The sequence below is a fragment of the Streptomyces sp. NPDC002265 genome (assembly GCF_040296125.1).
Classification (GTDB): domain Bacteria; phylum Actinomycetota; class Actinomycetes; order Streptomycetales; family Streptomycetaceae; genus Streptomyces.
Map to the genome: position 1 here is coordinate 1 of NZ_JBEOWS010000023.1, position 15,505 is coordinate 15,505.

12 protein-coding genes are annotated in these 15,505 nt (G+C 74.2%); 6 read left to right on the top strand and 6 right to left on the bottom strand.

Annotated features, from left to right (window positions below; genetic code table 11):
* The first annotated feature begins 133 nt into the window (after window positions 1-133).
* Window positions 134-1,540, top strand: coding sequence for a bifunctional transcriptional activator/DNA repair enzyme AdaA (locus tag ABT085_RS06655; protein WP_351602864.1), 1,407 nt, complete (start codon window positions 134-136; stop codon window positions 1,538-1,540).
* A complete protein-coding gene (locus ABT085_RS06660; RefSeq protein ID WP_351602866.1) occupies window positions 1,537-2,049 on the top strand; it encodes a methylated-DNA--[protein]-cysteine S-methyltransferase in 513 nt (170 codons plus the stop codon). Before ABT085_RS06655 ends, ABT085_RS06660 begins: the two co-directional genes overlap by 4 nt.
* 37 nt (window positions 2,050-2,086) lie before the next feature.
* On the opposite strand, the gene ABT085_RS06665 is transcribed toward ABT085_RS06660, so the two are convergent.
* Entirely contained in the window at window positions 2,087-2,569 is a 483-nt protein-coding gene (locus ABT085_RS06665; protein ID WP_351602868.1) for a DUF456 domain-containing protein, read from the bottom strand.
* A gap of 249 nt (window positions 2,570-2,818) precedes the next feature.
* Between ABT085_RS06665 and ABT085_RS06670 the strand changes: the two genes are divergently transcribed.
* Window positions 2,819-4,408 (top strand): protein phosphatase 2C domain-containing protein, encoded by a 1,590-nt coding sequence (locus ABT085_RS06670; RefSeq protein ID WP_351602870.1) that lies wholly within the window; start codon window positions 2,819-2,821, stop codon window positions 4,406-4,408.
* A 66-nt stretch (window positions 4,409-4,474) separates the two neighbouring features.
* Entirely contained in the window at window positions 4,475-6,217 is a 1,743-nt protein-coding gene (locus ABT085_RS06675; RefSeq protein ID WP_351602872.1) for a pyruvate dehydrogenase, read from the top strand.
* Window positions 6,218-6,240: 23 nt separating this feature from the next.
* Here ABT085_RS06675 and ABT085_RS06680 read toward each other — a convergent pair whose 3' ends face one another.
* A complete protein-coding gene (locus tag ABT085_RS06680; RefSeq protein ID WP_351602874.1) occupies window positions 6,241-9,258 on the bottom strand; it encodes an alpha-mannosidase in 3,018 nt (1,005 codons plus the stop codon).
* Window positions 9,259-9,309: 51 nt separating this feature from the next.
* Window positions 9,310-10,326 (bottom strand): hypothetical protein, encoded by a 1,017-nt coding sequence (locus ABT085_RS06685; RefSeq protein ID WP_351602944.1) that lies wholly within the window; start codon window positions 10,324-10,326, stop codon window positions 9,310-9,312.
* Between the two features lie 407 nt (window positions 10,327-10,733).
* On the opposite strand from ABT085_RS06685, the gene ABT085_RS06690 reads away from it, so the two are divergent.
* Window positions 10,734-11,186, top strand: a complete 453-nt coding sequence (locus tag ABT085_RS06690; protein ID WP_502982662.1) for an ATP-binding protein — start codon at window positions 10,734-10,736, stop codon at window positions 11,184-11,186.
* Between the two features lie 85 nt (window positions 11,187-11,271).
* Here ABT085_RS06690 and ABT085_RS06695 read toward each other — a convergent pair whose 3' ends face one another.
* Both ABT085_RS06695 and ABT085_RS06700 read right to left on the bottom strand, forming a co-directional pair.
* The gene (locus ABT085_RS06695; protein ID WP_351602876.1) at window positions 11,272-12,315 is read right to left on the bottom strand and encodes a DUF2637 domain-containing protein; all 1,044 of its coding nucleotides are present in this window, start codon (window positions 12,313-12,315) and stop codon (window positions 11,272-11,274) included.
* A 355-nt stretch (window positions 12,316-12,670) separates the two neighbouring features.
* The gene (locus ABT085_RS06700; RefSeq protein ID WP_351602877.1) at window positions 12,671-13,504 is read right to left on the bottom strand and encodes a (2Fe-2S)-binding protein; all 834 of its coding nucleotides are present in this window, start codon (window positions 13,502-13,504) and stop codon (window positions 12,671-12,673) included.
* Between the two features lie 165 nt (window positions 13,505-13,669).
* Between ABT085_RS06700 and ABT085_RS06705 the strand changes: the two genes are divergently transcribed.
* A complete protein-coding gene (locus tag ABT085_RS06705; protein ID WP_351602879.1) occupies window positions 13,670-14,620 on the top strand; it encodes a GntR family transcriptional regulator in 951 nt (316 codons plus the stop codon).
* Between the two features lie 64 nt (window positions 14,621-14,684).
* Here ABT085_RS06705 and ABT085_RS06710 read toward each other — a convergent pair whose 3' ends face one another.
* Window positions 14,685-15,464 (bottom strand): hypothetical protein, encoded by a 780-nt coding sequence (locus ABT085_RS06710; protein ID WP_351602881.1) that lies wholly within the window; start codon window positions 15,462-15,464, stop codon window positions 14,685-14,687.
* Between the last annotated feature and the right edge of the window lie 41 nt (window positions 15,465-15,505).

A 15,505-nucleotide genomic window follows, 5' to 3' on the forward strand; every position in this document is an offset into this window, starting at 1 on the left:
GCTGCGTCCGCCGCGGACGCCGGGCAGTGGCATCGGCGCTGGGCGCCGGCCCGGCGGTTCGGCGGGCGGCCGGTGAGCGTGATGTCCGATACCCGCCAGCCCGGCCGCCCGGCGATCGCCCACACTGGATCTCGTGAGGGACGAGGACAGCAGGTACGAGGCCGTACGCAGCCGGGACGCCCGGTTCGACGGCGAGTTCTTCTTCGCCGTCGAGACGACCGGCATCTACTGCCGGCCCAGCTGCCCGGCCGTCACCCCCCGGCGGCGCAACGTGCGGTTCTTCGCGACGGCCGCCGCCGCGCAGGGCTCGGGATTCCGGGCCTGCCGGCGGTGCCGTCCGGACGCCGTACCGGGGTCGGCCGCCTGGAACGTACGGGCCGACGTCGTGGGCCGGGCCATGCGGCTGATCGGCGACGGCGTGGTCGACCGCGAGGGCGTCGCGGGCCTCGCCTGCCGCCTGGGCTACAGCGCCCGGCAGGTACAGCGCCAGCTCACCTCGGAGCTCGGCGCGGGACCGGTCGCCCTCGCCCGCGCCCAGCGGGCGCACACCGCGCGCGTGCTGCTCCAGACGACCGGACTGCCGGTCACGGAGATCGCCTTCGCCTCCGGCTTCGCCAGCGTCCGCCAGTTCAACGACACCATCCGGGCCGTCTACGCCGCCACCCCCAGCGAACTGCGCGCCGCCGCACCCCGCGGCGGACCGGCCGCCGCCGTCGCACCCAGCGCCGGGATCCCGCTGCGGCTCGCCCACCGCGGCCCCTACCAGGCAGGTCCCGTCCTGGACCTGCTCGCCCGCGAGGCGCTGCCCGGCGTCGAGGAGGTCAGCGGCACCCCCGGCGACCGCACCTACCGGCGGACCCTGCGCCTGCCCCACGGCACCGGGATCGCCGCGGTCCACGAACGGCCGGTCACCCAGCGGGGGAGCGCCGCCCACGCCGGCGGCTGGCTCGACGCCCGGCTGCGGCTGACCGACCCGAGGGACCTCACCACCGCCGTGCAACGGCTGCGGCGGCTGTTCGACCTCGACGCCGACCCGTACGCCGTCGACGAGCGGCTCGGCGCCGACCCCCGGCTCGCCCCGCTGGTCGCCGCCCGGCCGGGGCTGCGCTCACCGGGCGCCGCCGACCCGGACGAACTGGCGGTGCGGGCCCTGGTGGGCCGGGCCGCCGCCGGGGAACTCGTGCGCAGCCGCGGCAAGGCGCTGGACGCGCCCTGCGGCTCGCTCACCCACCTCTTCCCGGAACCCGCCGCCCTCGCCGGGGCCGGGCGCGACGGCCCGCTGGGCGCGCTCGCCACCGCCCTCGCCGACGGAACCGTACGCCTGGACGTGGGCGCCGACCGGGACGACGCCGAGCAGGGCCTGCTCGCCCTGCCCGGCATGGACGCCCGGACGGTGGCGGTGATCCGCACCCGCGCCCTCGGCGACCCGGACGTCGCGCCACCCGGCACGGACGTCCCCGACACCTGGCGCCCCTGGCGCTCCTACGCACTGCACCACCTGCGCGCCGCCGGCGAGCGGGACGAGGAGGAGAACCGATGACCAGCCCGTCGTACTGGACCAGTCTCGACAGCCCGCTCGGGCCGCTGCTGCTGACCGCCGCCGCCGACGGCGCGCTGACCTCGCTGTCCCTGCCCGGCCAGAAGGGCGGACGCACCCACACGGACCTGGACGGCCTGCGCGCGGACCCCGCGCCGTTCCGCGAGGCCGCGCGACAGCTCGCCGCCTACTTCGCCGGGGAGCTCAAGGAGTTCCGGCTGCCGCTGCGCGCCGAGGGCACGGAGTTCCGCACCCGGGTGTGGGACGCCCTCGACACCGTTCCCTACGGGGCGACCACCACGTACGGCGAGGTCGCCGCGCGGATCGGAGCCTCCCGGGCCGCCGTGCGGGCGGTCGGCGGCGCGATCGGCGCCAACCCGCTGCTCGTCGTCCGCCCCTGCCACCGCGTGATCGGCGCCGACGGCTCGCTGACGGGCTACGCGGCGGGCCTGGAGCGCAAGGTACGGCTGCTGACGCTGGAAGGAGCGCTGCCGACGGACGGCGTGCTCTGACCGGCACCGGGGGACCGGTCGCTCCCGGGGCGCCCCGTCACCCCCACACCACCGCGCCCAGCCACGCCCCGGCGACCAGCAGACAGGCGAACAGCTCGGTCAGGACGCCCCAGCCGCCCGCCCGCATCATCGTGTGCACGGAGGCCCGCGCCTCGGCCGGCCCGCCCAGGCGGAGCCGCTCGCACAGGTAGACGCCGCCCACGAAACCGGGGATCGCGCCGAGCACGGGCAGCAGGAGGAAGCCGGCCAGCGCCCCGGCCCCGGCGTACACCGCCGTCCGGGGACCGGCCCCGCTCTGCCGCAGCCGCCGGGGCGGCAGTGTCCAGCGCACCGCCTGGGCGAGGAACAGGGTGCCGGTGGCGCCGACGAGGACGCCCCAGGCGACCGGCTGCGGATCGTTCAGCGACCACCACAGGACCCCGGACCACACCAGCCAGGACCCCGGCACCCCGGGTACCAGCACTCCGCACAGGCCGAGCAGCACCACCAGGCCGACCAGCAGGAGTTCCCACACTCCCATCTGCCCAGGGTGCCCGAGCCCGGCAGGAACGGCAGGTCAGTCCCGCGCCACCCGGTCCAGCCCGGACGCGCGCTCCCCGCCCCGCCCAGACGCGCGCGCCCCGCCCGGCCCGGCTCCTGCGCATCACCGGTCACAGATACATACTGGTGTTCCCGATGTCACCCGATATGCCGTCCGACGGGGAGGGATCGCACAGGATTTTCCGGATGCCCCGTTTTCATCAGGCGCTCGCGGTGGACAATTAGGGGCATGAGCCAGCAGGGGGGAAGGCCCACCGGTCACGAGGACGACTGGTGGAGGCAGCTGTACGACGACTCCACCGAGGACACCGGCCCGGTGGCCGCGGCCGACTCGCTGGACGACCGGTTCGCCTCGGCCGCGGGGACGTTGGGCGAGGGGACAGCGTTACCGGAGAGCGGCGCGGCGCGCGGGGCACCGCCCCGGCAGCGCGCCCCCTGGGAACCGCTGTCCACCGAACTCGAGCAGGCGTTCGGCACCGCGGACCTCCCGACCGCCGCGGACCCGCCGCTCCCGCCCGACCCGCCGTTCTTCCCCGGCCCGGACGCCCTTCCCGGCCCGGAGGACGCCCGTCCCGACCCGGCGGCCCGCCCGGACCCGGCGGCCCTTCCCGCCCCGCCGTCCGCCGCACCCCGCGCCGCCCTCCCCGGCCCTCCCGAACCCGAGCCGCCCGGCCGGGCCCCCGACGAGGGCCCCGCGGCCCTCCCGCCCGGACCCATGCCGCCGGGGTTCCGGCAGCGCGCCCCCCAGGAGCGCACGAACTCGGTGACCGGCCCCGCCGTGACCGGCGCGGGTCCCGCCGAACCGCAGCCGCCCACCGCCTCCCGGCTCGCCCTTCCCGCCGCCGACCGGGCCGGCCACCGCGACCATGTGGGCTCCGGACCGCCCACCTACGACGCCGAACCCACCGCGCTCCCGGCCGCCGACCCCGACGCACTCGACGACCTGGTCGCAGACACCGTGCTCGACGGAGCCCACTACGGCGCCTGCACCCTGCGCGCCGTCTCCGCCCGCGGCGACTCGGCCCGCTTCCGTGGCGAACCGCGCCGCGACGCGCTGCTCACCGCACGCTTCGGACAGGGCGACGCGGCCCTGGTGCTGGTGGCCATGGCGACCGGCGCCCGCGCCACCACCGGGGCCCACCGGGCGGCGGCCGAGGCCTGCCAGTGGATGGGCCGGGCCGTGGGCCGCAGCCAGGTCCGGCTCGCGGAGGACATCAGGACCGGACGGCGCGGCGAGCTCAAGTCCGGCCTGCACCGCCTCACCGACCGCAGTCTCGGCAAACTCCGCGCCAGCGCCACGCTCCAGGGCATCGACCCCGACGAGTACACGGCCGACCTGCGCTGTCTGCTGCTGCCGGCCGACCCCGACTGCCGTACCCGGGTCTTCTTCGGGGTCGGCGAGGGCGGGCTGTTCCGGCTGCGGGGCGGCGAATGGCAGGACATCGAGCCGCGGGTCACCGAGACCAGGGGCGGACCGGTGGTCGGCTTCGGCTCGCCGCCCGCCGAGACCCCCGAGGGCGACCGGCTCACCATGGACCTCGGCATCCCGACCCCGCCGAGCCCCTACGAACCCGCCCCGCAGGCACCCCGCGAACCCTTCCGCTTCCGGGCCTCGGTGGCCCGGCCGGGTGACGCCCTGCTGATGTGCACCGGCGGGCTCGCCGACCCGCTGCGCGGCGAGCCCGAGCTGTGCGAATACCTGGGCGGGCGGTGGTCGGCGGGGGAGGTGCCCGGCCTCGCCGCGTTCCTCGCCGACACCCTCGTGCGGGTCAAGGGCTACGCGGACGACCGTACGGCGGCGGCCGTCTGGGAGGCGTGACGGCGGCGGCTGTGTCTCCATGGAAGCCGGAGGCATCCGCGCCGACCGGGAGGACACCCCACAGCCATGGCCAAGCAGAACGTCGCCGAACAGTTCGTGGACATCCTCGTCCGGGCCGGCGTCACCCGCCTGTACGGCGTGGTCGGCGACAGTCTCAACCCGGTGGTCGACGCGGTCCGCCGCAGCTCCGCCATCGACTGGATCCACGTACGCCACGAGGAGACGGCGGCCTTCGCGGCCGGGGCCGAGGCCCAGATCACCGGGAAGCTGGCGGCCTGCGCGGGCTCCTGCGGACCCGGCAACCTGCACCTGATCAACGGCCTCTACGACGCCCACCGCTCCATGGCCCCGGTCCTCGCCCTCGCCTCGCACATCCCCTCCGGCGAGATCGGCCTCGGCTACTTCCAGGAGACCCACCCCGACCGGCTGTTCGCCGAGTGCAGCCACTACAGCGAACTGATCTCCAACCCGAAGCAGATGCCCCGGGTGCTCCAGACCGCCGTCCAGCACGCCATCGGCCTCGGCGGGGTCAGCGTCGTCACCCTCCCCGGCGACATCGCCGACCGGCCCGCACCCGAGAAGACCGTCGAGACCGCCCTCGTCACCGCCCGCCCCACCGTCCGGCCGGGCGACACCGAGATCGACCGCCTGGTCGAGATGATCGACCGGGCCGAGAAGGTCACCCTGTTCTGCGGCAGCGGCACGGCGGGCGCGCACGCCGAGGTCATGGAGTTCGCGGCCAAGGTCAAGTCCCCCGTGGGCCACGCCCTGCGCGGCAAGGAATGGATCCAGTACGACAACCCGTACGACGTCGGCATGAGCGGACTGCTCGGCTACGGCGCCGCCTACGAGGCCACCCACGAGTGCGATCTGCTGCTCCTGCTCGGCACCGACTTCCCGTACAACGCCTTCCTCCCCGACGACGTGCGGATCGCCCAGGTCGACGTCCGGCCCGAACACCTGGGCCGGCGTTCCAAGCTGGACCTCGCGGTGTGGGGCGACGTGCGGGAGACCCTGCGCTGCCTCACCCCGAAGGTGCGGCCCAAGGACGACCGGCGCTTCCTCGACCGGATGCTCACCAAGCACGCCGGCGCGCTGGAGGGGGTGGTGAAGGCGTACACCCGCAAGGTGGAGAAGCACGTGCCGATCCACCCCGAGTACGTGGCGTCCGTGCTGGACGAACTCGCGGACGACGACGCGGTCTTCACCGTCGACACCGGCATGTGCAACGTCTGGGCCGCCCGCTACATCTCGCCCAACGGCCGTCGCCGCGTCATCGGTTCCTTCTCCCACGGATCGATGGCGAACGCGCTGCCGATGGCGATCGGCGCGCAGTTCACCGACCGCGGCCGGCAGGTCGTGTCGATGTCCGGCGACGGCGGGTTCGCGATGCTGATGGGCGACTTCCTGACCCTGGTCCAGTACGACCTGCCGGTGAAGGTCGTGCTCTTCAACAACTCGTCCCTCAGCATGGTGGAGCTGGAGATGCTGGTGGCCGGTCTGCCCGCGTACGGCACCACCAACAAGAACCCCGACTTCGCCGCCGTCGCCCGGGCCTGCGGTGCCCACGGGACGCGGGTGGAGAAGCCCAAACAGCTCGCCGGCGCCCTGAAGGACGCCTTCGCGCACAAGGGACCGGCCCTCGTCGACGTCGTCACCGACCCCAACGCCCTGTCCATCCCGCCGAAGATCAGAGCGGAGATGGTGACCGGCTTCGCGCTGTCGGCGTCGAAGATGGTCCTGGACGGCGGCGTCGGCCGGATGCTCCAGATGGCCCGCTCCAACCTGCGCAACGTGCCGCGCCCCTGACGGCCCGCCCCGGCGGGCGGTGGTCAGGACCGGCGCAGCCGCAGGGTGCGGATCTCGAACGGCCGCAGGACCGCGGCGGGGTCCGGGTCGTCCGGCAGCGGCTGTTCGAGCAGGTCCGTCACCTCCGTACGGGCGGCCGGGAAGTCCGCCGTCAGCTCGCAGCGGGCCCGCCCGCCCCGGGACTCGTACAGCCGGACCACCACGTCCCCGCTGCGGTCGTCCGCGAGCTTGACCGACTCGACCGTCACCGCCGGGTCCGCCACCCGCACCAGCGGCGCGAGCTCCGGCGCCTCGGCCGGCCGCAGCGGCAGATTGAGCGCCAGCCCCTCGGCGACCGCGTCCCCGACCTCCGCGCCCGACAGCAGCGCGTACGTGAAGCGGTGGGTGCCGAGGTCGGTCTCGGGGTCCGGGCTGTGCGGGGCACGCAGCAGCGTCAGCCGTACGGTCGTACCGAGACCGCCCTCGTACGGGGTGCGGGTCACGTCGTGGCCGTACGTCGAGTCGTTGAGGACCGCCACGCCGTAGCCCCGCTCCGCCACCCGCAGCCAGCGGTGGGCGCAGATCTCGAAACGGGCCGCGTCCCAGGACGTGTTGGTGTGGGTGGGGCGGTGAACATGCCCGAACTGGATCTCGGCGGCGGAGCGTTCGGCGTGCACGTCGAGCGGGAAGGCGGCCTTGAGGACCTTCTCGGACTCCTGCCAGTCCACGTCCGTGACGATGTCGACCCGACGGCTCGCGGCCGTCAGCCGGATCTCCTGGCTCAGGCGCGAGGCGCCGAACGTGCGGGTGACCCGTACGGCCGCCCGCAGCGGGCCGTCCGCCACCAGCTCCACCGCATCGGCCCGCGTCAGATCCGTGTGCCGGCGCCGGTAGTGCCGGTCGATGTCCCAGGCGTCCCACGCGTTGGGGTGGTCGGGGTGCAGCTGGAGGAGGTTGCCGGGTCCGCACAGGACCTCCCGGCCGGCCACCAGGTCCCGTACGGACGTCAGCAGACCGTCGGCGTCGACGCACACCCGCAGCCACGCGTTCTCCAGCACGAGCGTGCCGCCGTCGCGTCCGGCGCGCACGCCGTGCGCCGGTGCCGCCGTCGGCACCGCGGCGCTCCCCAGCCCCGGTACCGTCACCACCGAGTCCCCGACCACCTCGGTCCGCTCGTACGGCGAGGCGTTGAACACCGCCGGTCCGCCCGCGCCCAGCGCCCGTACCGCCCCGGCCGTGAGCTCCGCCAGCTCCGCCAGCACGCGGGCGTACGTCTCCCGGGCCTCCCGGTGCACCCACGCGATGGACGAGCCGGGCAGGATGTCGTGGAACTGGTGCAGCAGCACCGTCTTCCACAGCCGGTCCAGCGCCTCGTACGGGTACGCGTACGACGCACTGCGCACCGCCGCCGTCGTGCACCACAACTCGGCCTCGCGCAACGCGTGTTCGCAGCGCCGGTTGCCCTGCTTGGTCTTCGCCTGGGTGGTGTAGGTGGCCCGGTGCAGCTCCAGGTACAGCTCGCCCGACCACACCGGCGCCTGCGGCCCGTACTCCTGCTCGGCGGCCGCGAAGAAGGCGGACGGCCGCTCGATCTCCACCCGCGGCGAGCCCTCCAGGGAGCGCAGCCGCCGCGCCCTCTCCAGCATCTCCCGGGTGGGACCGCCGCCGCCGTCGCCCCAGCCGAACGGGACCAGGGAACGCCTCGCCCGCCCCTTGTCGGCGAAGTTGCGTTCGGCGTGGGCGAGTTCACGGCCGTGCAGCTGGGAGTTGTAGGTGTCGACGGGCGGGAAGTGGGTGAAGACGCGGGTGCCGTCGATGCCCTCCCACCAGAAGGAGTGGTGGGGCATCCGGTTGGACTGGTTCCAGCTGAGTTTCTGGCTGAGGAACCAGCGGATTCCGGCCAACTTCGCGAGCTGCGGGAAGGCGGCGGTGTAGCCGAAGGAGTCGGGCAGCCAGATCTCCTGGGTCCGCACGCCCAGTTCCTCGGCGAAGAAGCGCCTGCCGTGGGTGAGCTGGCGGGCCAGCGCCTCGCCGCCCGGCATGTTGGCGTCCGACTCCACCCACATCGAGCCGACCGGCGCCCAGTTGCCGTCCCGGACGGCCTTCCTGATGCGCTCCCAGATGTGCGGCTGGTGCTCCTTCACCCACGCGTACTGCTGGGCCTGCGAGCAGGAGAAGACCAGTTCGGGGTAGTCGGCGGCGAGCGCGGTGACATTGGCGAAGGTGCGGGAGGCCTTGCGGACCGTCTCGCGCAGCGGCCACAGCCACGCCGAGTCGATGTGGGCGTGCCCGGTCGCCGAGACGCGGTGGGCGCTCGCCGAGGCCGGGCGGGACAGCACGTCCGTGAGGGCCGCGCGGGCCGCCGCCGCGGTGCCGGGCACGTCGTGCAGATCCAGGGTGTCGAGCATGTCCTCCAGGGCGCGCAGGATCTCGTGCCGGCGCGACCGCTCCGCGTCCAGCTCGTACATCAGCTCCGACAGGACCTCGACGTCGATGACCAGGTGCCACACGTCCTCGTTCAGCACGGCCAGCTCGGCGGCGCGGAACCGGTAGCAGGGCCGGTCGCCCGCGGTCAGCACGTCTCCGAGGCGGGTCGGTTCGAAGCCGCCGTGCAGCACGGCGGGGTTGGCCGCGGCCTCCAGGAGCAGGGCGACCGGCTCGCCGCCCCGCGCGGGCCGGCCGACGGTCAGGTGCCGGTTGCGGGGGTGAATGCCCTTCAGCGGTACTCCGGAGGCGTCGAAGAGCAGGCCCTCCGCCTGGAAGCCGGGGCCGTCGCCGGTGAACCCGGGGTCGATCACCGCCTCCACCTGGCGTCCCGCCCACTCCTCGGGGACCCGGCCGGTCAGCCGGAACCAGCTCGTCGACCAGGGCCTTCCCCACTCGGTGCCGGCCGTGAAGGGCTCGTAGGCCGCCCGCAGGGCCTGCTCCACCGGCACCGGTTCGCCCGGTACGTGCCACACGGACAGCTCCAGCGGCACCTCGGGGCCGTACTGCGCGGGCCGCAGGAACTGTCGCAGGGCGCGTTCCAGGCGCGCCTCCAGCAGGGCTCGGTCGTCGTGCACGGCTCTCTCCTCGGCGGCTCGGACGGCGCTGTCGGATGTCCTGTACCTTCCCTAGAGACTGAGCGGTAGTGAGTCCTGTTGCCAGGGCTCATGCTCGGCCGAACGCCCCGAACGGTGTAGGGCGTTCTGGTCACCCGCGTTCACTCCGAATCCGGGCGGCACGGATCGTGTCCGTGGTCCGGGGATGCGGGGGCGGGGTCCCTCACGCCCTGGGGTTGCCGGTCCGGCCTGGACGGTCCGATGCCCGTACCCATCGCTCTGGTGGGTACGGGGCGGTGCCGTCCGACGCCGGATCGGATGCTCCAGGGCGAACGACACCCGTGCCCCCAGCACGTACCGGTCGTGCGGGGCGTTGGCGAGATGGGCGAGCGGGGCCGGGAGTTTGATACTCACCTCGCCGTCGGGGCCGACCCGGATGGTCTCGTTGCCGTACCGCTTCCCGGTCTCGCCGTCCGCCTGCAGGAAGTGGCGCGCCGCCTCCCACCGCGCCCGCCACCGCGACTCGGTGAGCCGGGCCTGTTCCAGATGGTGGCGGGCGTTCAGCAGTCGCTTCCCGCCCCGCACCACCCGCACCCGCCCCGCTGCCCAGTCGGTCCGCGCACGCTCCAGTCGGTCCTCCAGCACGCGCAGGCGGCGGGTCTTGGCATGCCACTCCCGACGGCTGCGGTAACCACCCGCGGCCCGCTTGCCGCCCCTCTCCCTCAGGGGCAGGGACAGCCGATGCCGGATCGCGTTCACCCCGGCCTCGTGCTTCCGGATATGTGCCTGCTGGGCGCGCCGGGCCAACGCCCACTGATCATGCGTGGCCTTCGTCAACGACCCCGCCCAACGGGAAGACGATCGGCCGGTCAGCTCCCTCTTACGGTGCGCCCACTGCTCGTTGTCGTGCTCCAGCCCGGCCGCGCACCGGACCTGCAGATCCCGGGCGGCGAGCGTGCCGAGGTGGCCACCGACCAGCCGCAGTACCGCCTCGTCCTGGGCGGTCAGATTCTTGAGCCGGTCCCGGACCGCCACACCCGAGGGGCCCGGCACCACGAACGGCGCACCCATCTCCCGCAGTCCACTCAATCCGCTCACCCCCCCGCCCGGCCCGAACACCCCCGTCACCACATCCAACGACCTCCATCTGTAAAGGTCACACATTCGAGACAAGAATTTCCGTTCCCTCCCGAACCTCGTACGAGCGGATGCCGCCGGCACTCACCCACTCACCCACTCACGCCAGGACACGCTTACGCACAGTCAACTGGCAACAGCTGAAAACCCCGGCGGACGGTCGTGCCGACAGCGGTCCGCGTGGCCCGGCCGCCGCCGCAGGCGCGGTCGCATGGCCGAGACCTGGTCGTCGAGGATCCGGCATGAGTGCGCCGAGGCCGGTGGGGCATGTCTTTGCGTGAACGTGTTCGAGCTGGAGGGGAAGCGACATCGGCGCGCGGGCGGGGGCCATGACGAGGCAGGCACGAGGGAGCGGTTCCGTGGCGATCGGGACCACCTCGGTGGACGCGAGAACCGTCGGGGAAGAGCCGGAGGGGCCGCGGGCGCAAGTCTCGCAGCTGCGGCGCAGACTGGGGCGGGCGGACCTGCGGGCGGTGCCCGAGGCCCGCAGGGCGCTGCGCGAGCTGCTGCGGCACTGGGGGAAACCGGGCCGGTCGGAGATCGCGGAGCTGCTCACCAGCGAGCTCGTCACCAACGCACTGGTGCACACCGACCGCGATGCCCTGCTGACCGCCACCGTCGGGCCGGGCGGACTGCGGGTGGAGGTACGCGACTTCGTGGCCGGCCGGCCACGGCCGCAGGTCCCGGCCGCGCAGGACGGTACGCACGGGCGGGGTCTGCACCTGGTGCAGTCCCTCGCGTCCGCGTGGGGCGTGCGGCCGCACGGGGTGGGCAAGGCGGTGTGGTTCGAGCTGGAGGCGGAGGCGGCCTGAGGGCCGCGTGGGCGGACGAACGCGAGGGGGTGCGGCTCGCCGGAGCCGCACCCCCTCACGTCGTCGCCCGGTGACGGGCCCCGGCTCAGCCGAACTGCTGCTCGAGGTCCTTGAGCTTGCGCTCCAGGTGGTCGAGCCGCGGCAGCGCCATGGTGTCGTCCTCGGTGGTCAGGTCGACGGTGATCGGGTCAGAACCAGTCCGAACGGGCTGGAGGGACGGCCGTGAGCGCGCGGGCAGCTCCAGCTCCGATGTCGATATGGCAGGCTCCGCGGCGGCGCGCTCGGGGCCCCGCTCCAGGGCCTGGGCCTCCAGCTGGCGGCCGCCGCGCCCGGCGAACCCGCGGTGGCCCCGGCTGATCGCCTTGAGCTGTGCGCGCTCCACCCGCTCCTTGTCGCGCCGCAGCAGCCGGGCGGCCTCCTTCTGGCGCTTGTCCTCGCGCACCTCGTCGACCGCCTCGTCCAGCGAGCGCACGCCCTCCAGCAGCATCAGCGACCAGGCGCCGTACGTCTCGCGCGGCGCCCGCAGCCAGCGGACGATACGGATCTGCGGCAGCGGGCGCGGCACCAGACCCTGCTCGCGCAGCGCGGCGCGGCGGGTCTGCTTCAGCGCACGGTCGAACAGCACCGCCGCGGACAGGGACATGCCGGAGAAGAACTGGGGTGCGCCGTCGTGGCCGGCGCCACGGGGCGCGTGGACCCAGTTGAACCAGGCGGCCGCACCCGCGAACGTCCACACGAGTATGCGGGAGCCGAGGGCGGCGTCGCCGTGGCTGGCCTCGCGCACCGCGAGCACGGAGCAGAACATCGCCGCGCCGTCCAGGCCGAACGGCACCAGGTACTCCCAACCGCCGGAGAGGCCGAGGTTCTGCTCACCGAAGCCGACCAGGCCGTGGAAGGAGAGTGCCGCGGCCACGGCCGCACAGCAGAACAGGAGTACATAGGAGGCGGTGCCGTATATGGCCTCCTTGCGCCTGCGGCGCTCTTCGCTGCGCTCCCACGAGTCGTCCGCGCTCGTGTCCTTCCCCGAGGAGCGCTTGCCACGCGCCAGCACCGCTACCGCCGCCAGCATGCCCAGGAGCAGTACGGCGCCGGGAAGCAGCCAGTTCAGCGATATGTCGGTCAGTCTCATCTGGGGTCCCTTGCATTGGGATAGGGCGTAACGCCCGCCATAGTGGCCCAATTCCACCGGCCCTCAGGGGGTTTCTGGGCAAGAGGCCGCCAAGGAGGTGCGAGGGGATGCCGAGGGCGACACTCTGCTCGAACTGCCGCATGAGGGGCAGGAGTTGAGTTCGAATAACACTACCCGTAAGGGTGGTTCCACGGATAGTTCCTGCGGCAAGTGAGGAAGTTGTGAATCACCGGTGACCGCAGCGGGGTCGCCACGGGTCGGTTTCGGACGGCACGGCGATGTGGTCGGCGGCCTGACGCCGAATCAACTCGGGACGAGGTGACGTCGAGTCGGCTCATGGCGAGCTGACGGCAGGTCAACTCACCGCGACGGCGGTCAGCTTCGCGACCCGGTCCGCGTCACAGGTGCGCGGGCAGGTGGCGCAGGTGTCCTGCGGGCGCACCGTGTAGAACATGCAGCAGCTCGCCCGGTCCCGGGTGGGCAGCGGCTCGCCGTCCGGCCCGGTCAGCTCGCGGAAGGCGGCCGAGCCGACGTACGGCCTGGTCGCGCCCGGCAGCAGCGCCTCCAGCTCGCGCATCGCGCGCCGCTCCTCGCCGATCAGGTGGGCGACGTACCAGAGCCCCTCGACGATCTCGTCGGTCACCATGCCCCACAGGGCGCGCCCGCGCCGCCGCATCGGCGGGCCGAACCCGCCGAGCACGGGTTCCATGTGCTCGGCGACCGCCGCGCGCACCTCGGCGCGCAGCGCCTCCTCGTCGGCGACCACCCGGGCGCCGGGCAGCGCCGTGGCGGGGTCGCCGGGCAGGCAGGCGAAGGAGGCGGTGCGCACGGCCATCCGGCCGGCGGTGCGGTCGTACGAGACATGCGTCACGGGCAGGCGGGGCACCCTGCGGTGCAGGAACCAGGGCACGGTGATCAGCAGGCAGGCGGGCCAGGCGTACCGGTGCAGCCCGAAGCCGGCGACGACGTCCGGGCGGGCCCGCTGTCCGTAGTCCCGGAGCACCTGGGCGTCGTCCCAGGCCAGGAAGGCCTCCAGTCCGGTGCCGCCGTCCGCGAGGGCGGCCGCGCCGACCCAGGCGCCGCCCTCGGGGGCTGCTTCGGGGCCGCTCAGCTCGGTCACGGTGAGCCCGGGGTAGACCTCGGCGAGACGGGCGTACGCGTCCGCGACGGCCGACAGGGGCAGGGGCATACCGGACCACCGATTCACGGTCGACTGCGGACGATTGGAGGTAAGGCTTACCTTACCCTGCGTGGACGGGATTTGAACGAGGCGGTTCTGCGCCTAAGGTGCTTGACGGACGAGTAACAACCCGTCGTAATGGCCCCAAGTACCGACAAGCCCGGAGGAGAGTCCGTGGAGCACAGCACGCAGGGCTCCGCCGGGCCGCAGGCCGCCCCGCAGGCGCGGTTCGGAGAGGTGCGGGTCCCGGCCCAGCCGCGGGCCGCGGACCGGGACCGGAGCCGTCAGGAGCCGCCGGGCGGCACGGCCCGGGGCGAGCACACGCACAGCGAGTCGCCGATCCCTCAGCCGTGCGCCGTGCCCCGTCCGGCGCCGTCCCATCCCGCCGTGCAGCGGTCCGCGGTGCCGTATCTGGGCGATGGGGACGCCACCGTCACACGTCCCGTCGGCGCGCGCCCCGCCGTGCCGCAGCCGGCCGTGCCGCACCCGGCCGTCGCGCGGCCCGTCGTGCAGCGTTCCTCGGTGCGCGGCCAGATCGTCGACGCGCTGCGCACCGCGCTGGTGTCCGGCGAGCTGACGCCGGGCGAGGTGTACTCGGCACCCGCGCTGGGCGAGCGCTTCGGGGTCTCCGCGACCCCCGTACGGGAGGCCATGCAGCAGCTCGCGCTGGAGGGGGCCGTCGAGGTCGTCCCCAACCGGGGGTTCCGGGTGATCGAGCGCGGCGCGCGTGAACTGGCCGAGCTGGCCGAGGTCAGGGGTCTGATCGAGGTCCCCGTGATGCTGCGGCTGGCCCGTGCGGTGGCGCCCGAGCGCTGGGCGGAGCTGCGGCCGCTCGCCGAGGCGACGGTACGCGCCGCGTCGACCGGCTGCGCGGCGACGTACGCCGAGTCCGACCGCGCCTTCCATCGTGCGGTGCTGTCCCTCGCGGGCAACGCCCAGCTGGTCCGGATCGCCGAGGACCTGCACCGGCGCGCGCAGTGGCCGCTCGTCGGGGGCGCCGGCGGGCAGCGGCGCGCGGAGCTGGTGGCCGACGCGGCGGAGCACACGAGCCTGCTGGAGGCGCTGATCGACCAGGACCTCGGCGTGGTGCGGTCCCTGGTCCGGGAGCACTTCGCCGCCCGCTGACCCGACCGCCCGGAAGCCCCGCCGGTCGGGCGGGACCACCGGGCGACACAGCTTTCGAAGCGTCCTACGCCGACGCCGCCGGGGGGAGGGGCGCCAGGTGGCGGGCCAGCCACGTGGGTACGCCGCCCAGCAGGCGGTACAGGCGGCGGGCCTCCTCGCGCAGCCGTGAGGCCTCCGGCTCGGACTCCGCGTCCGCCAGGGAGGCCAGCGCGGGCGCCGTGCCGACCAGGTAGCCCAGCTCCTCGCGGATCCGGAGGGACTCGGCGAAGCCGTGCCGGGCCTCCGCCAGCTCGCCGTCCCGCAGGGACAGGCCCGCCAGATGGCGCCAGGTGAAGGACAGCAGCAGCGCGTCGGAGTGGGCGACTGCGCCCGCGTGGGCCCGGCGGTAGGCGGCGCGTGCCGCCTGCGGGGAACGGGACAGGTTCTCGGCGAGCAGCCCGCGCCTGAAGTCCAGCAGAGCGCGCCCCGCCGACCCCGGAGGGATCAGCGCCGCCGCCCGCCCCAGCGCCGCCCGCGCCTCGTCCGCCCGGTCGCGCACTCCGTGCAGGGTGGCCGCGTAGGCGAGCTGGCCGCGTTCGCAGGCGGCCGCGCCGCGCTCCTCGTCGCCGGCCGCGAGCGCCTCGGCCGTGCGCAGCGCGTCCTCGGCGTCCTGCCAGCCCTGCTCGGTGTACAGGCACCGTTCGACCAGCAGCCCGGCCCGTTGCAGCGCGGCGGCCGCGCTGTCCGGTGGGAGCAGGGCCGCGGCGTCCGTCCAGCAGGCGCGTGAGCGCAACCGCCATACCGCGGTCTGGAGAGGATCGTCGCCGGCGGTCGTTCCGTTACCAGACATGGCGGTATGCGCCACGTTGCCCTCCCCGAGCACGCCATCGAGCTGTGAGTGGTGGC

Bases quoted from the DNA above. Each gene is read 5' to 3' on its own strand.
- ABT085_RS06660 (WP_351602866.1), top strand. From the start codon at position 1,537: ATGACCAGCCCGTCGTACTGGACCAGTCTCGACAGCCCGCTCGGGCCG.
- ABT085_RS06665 (WP_351602868.1), bottom strand. From the start codon at position 2,569: ATGGGAGTGTGGGAACTCCTGCTGGTCGGCCTGGTGGTGCTGCTCGGC.
- ABT085_RS06670 (WP_351602870.1), top strand. From the start codon at position 2,819: ATGAGCCAGCAGGGGGGAAGGCCCACCGGTCACGAGGACGACTGGTGG.
- ABT085_RS06675 (WP_351602872.1), top strand. From the start codon at position 4,475: ATGGCCAAGCAGAACGTCGCCGAACAGTTCGTGGACATCCTCGTCCGG.
- ABT085_RS06695 (WP_351602876.1), bottom strand. From the start codon at position 12,315: ATGAGACTGACCGACATATCGCTGAACTGGCTGCTTCCCGGCGCCGTA.
- ABT085_RS06700 (WP_351602877.1), bottom strand. From the start codon at position 13,504: ATGCCCCTGCCCCTGTCGGCCGTCGCGGACGCGTACGCCCGTCTCGCC.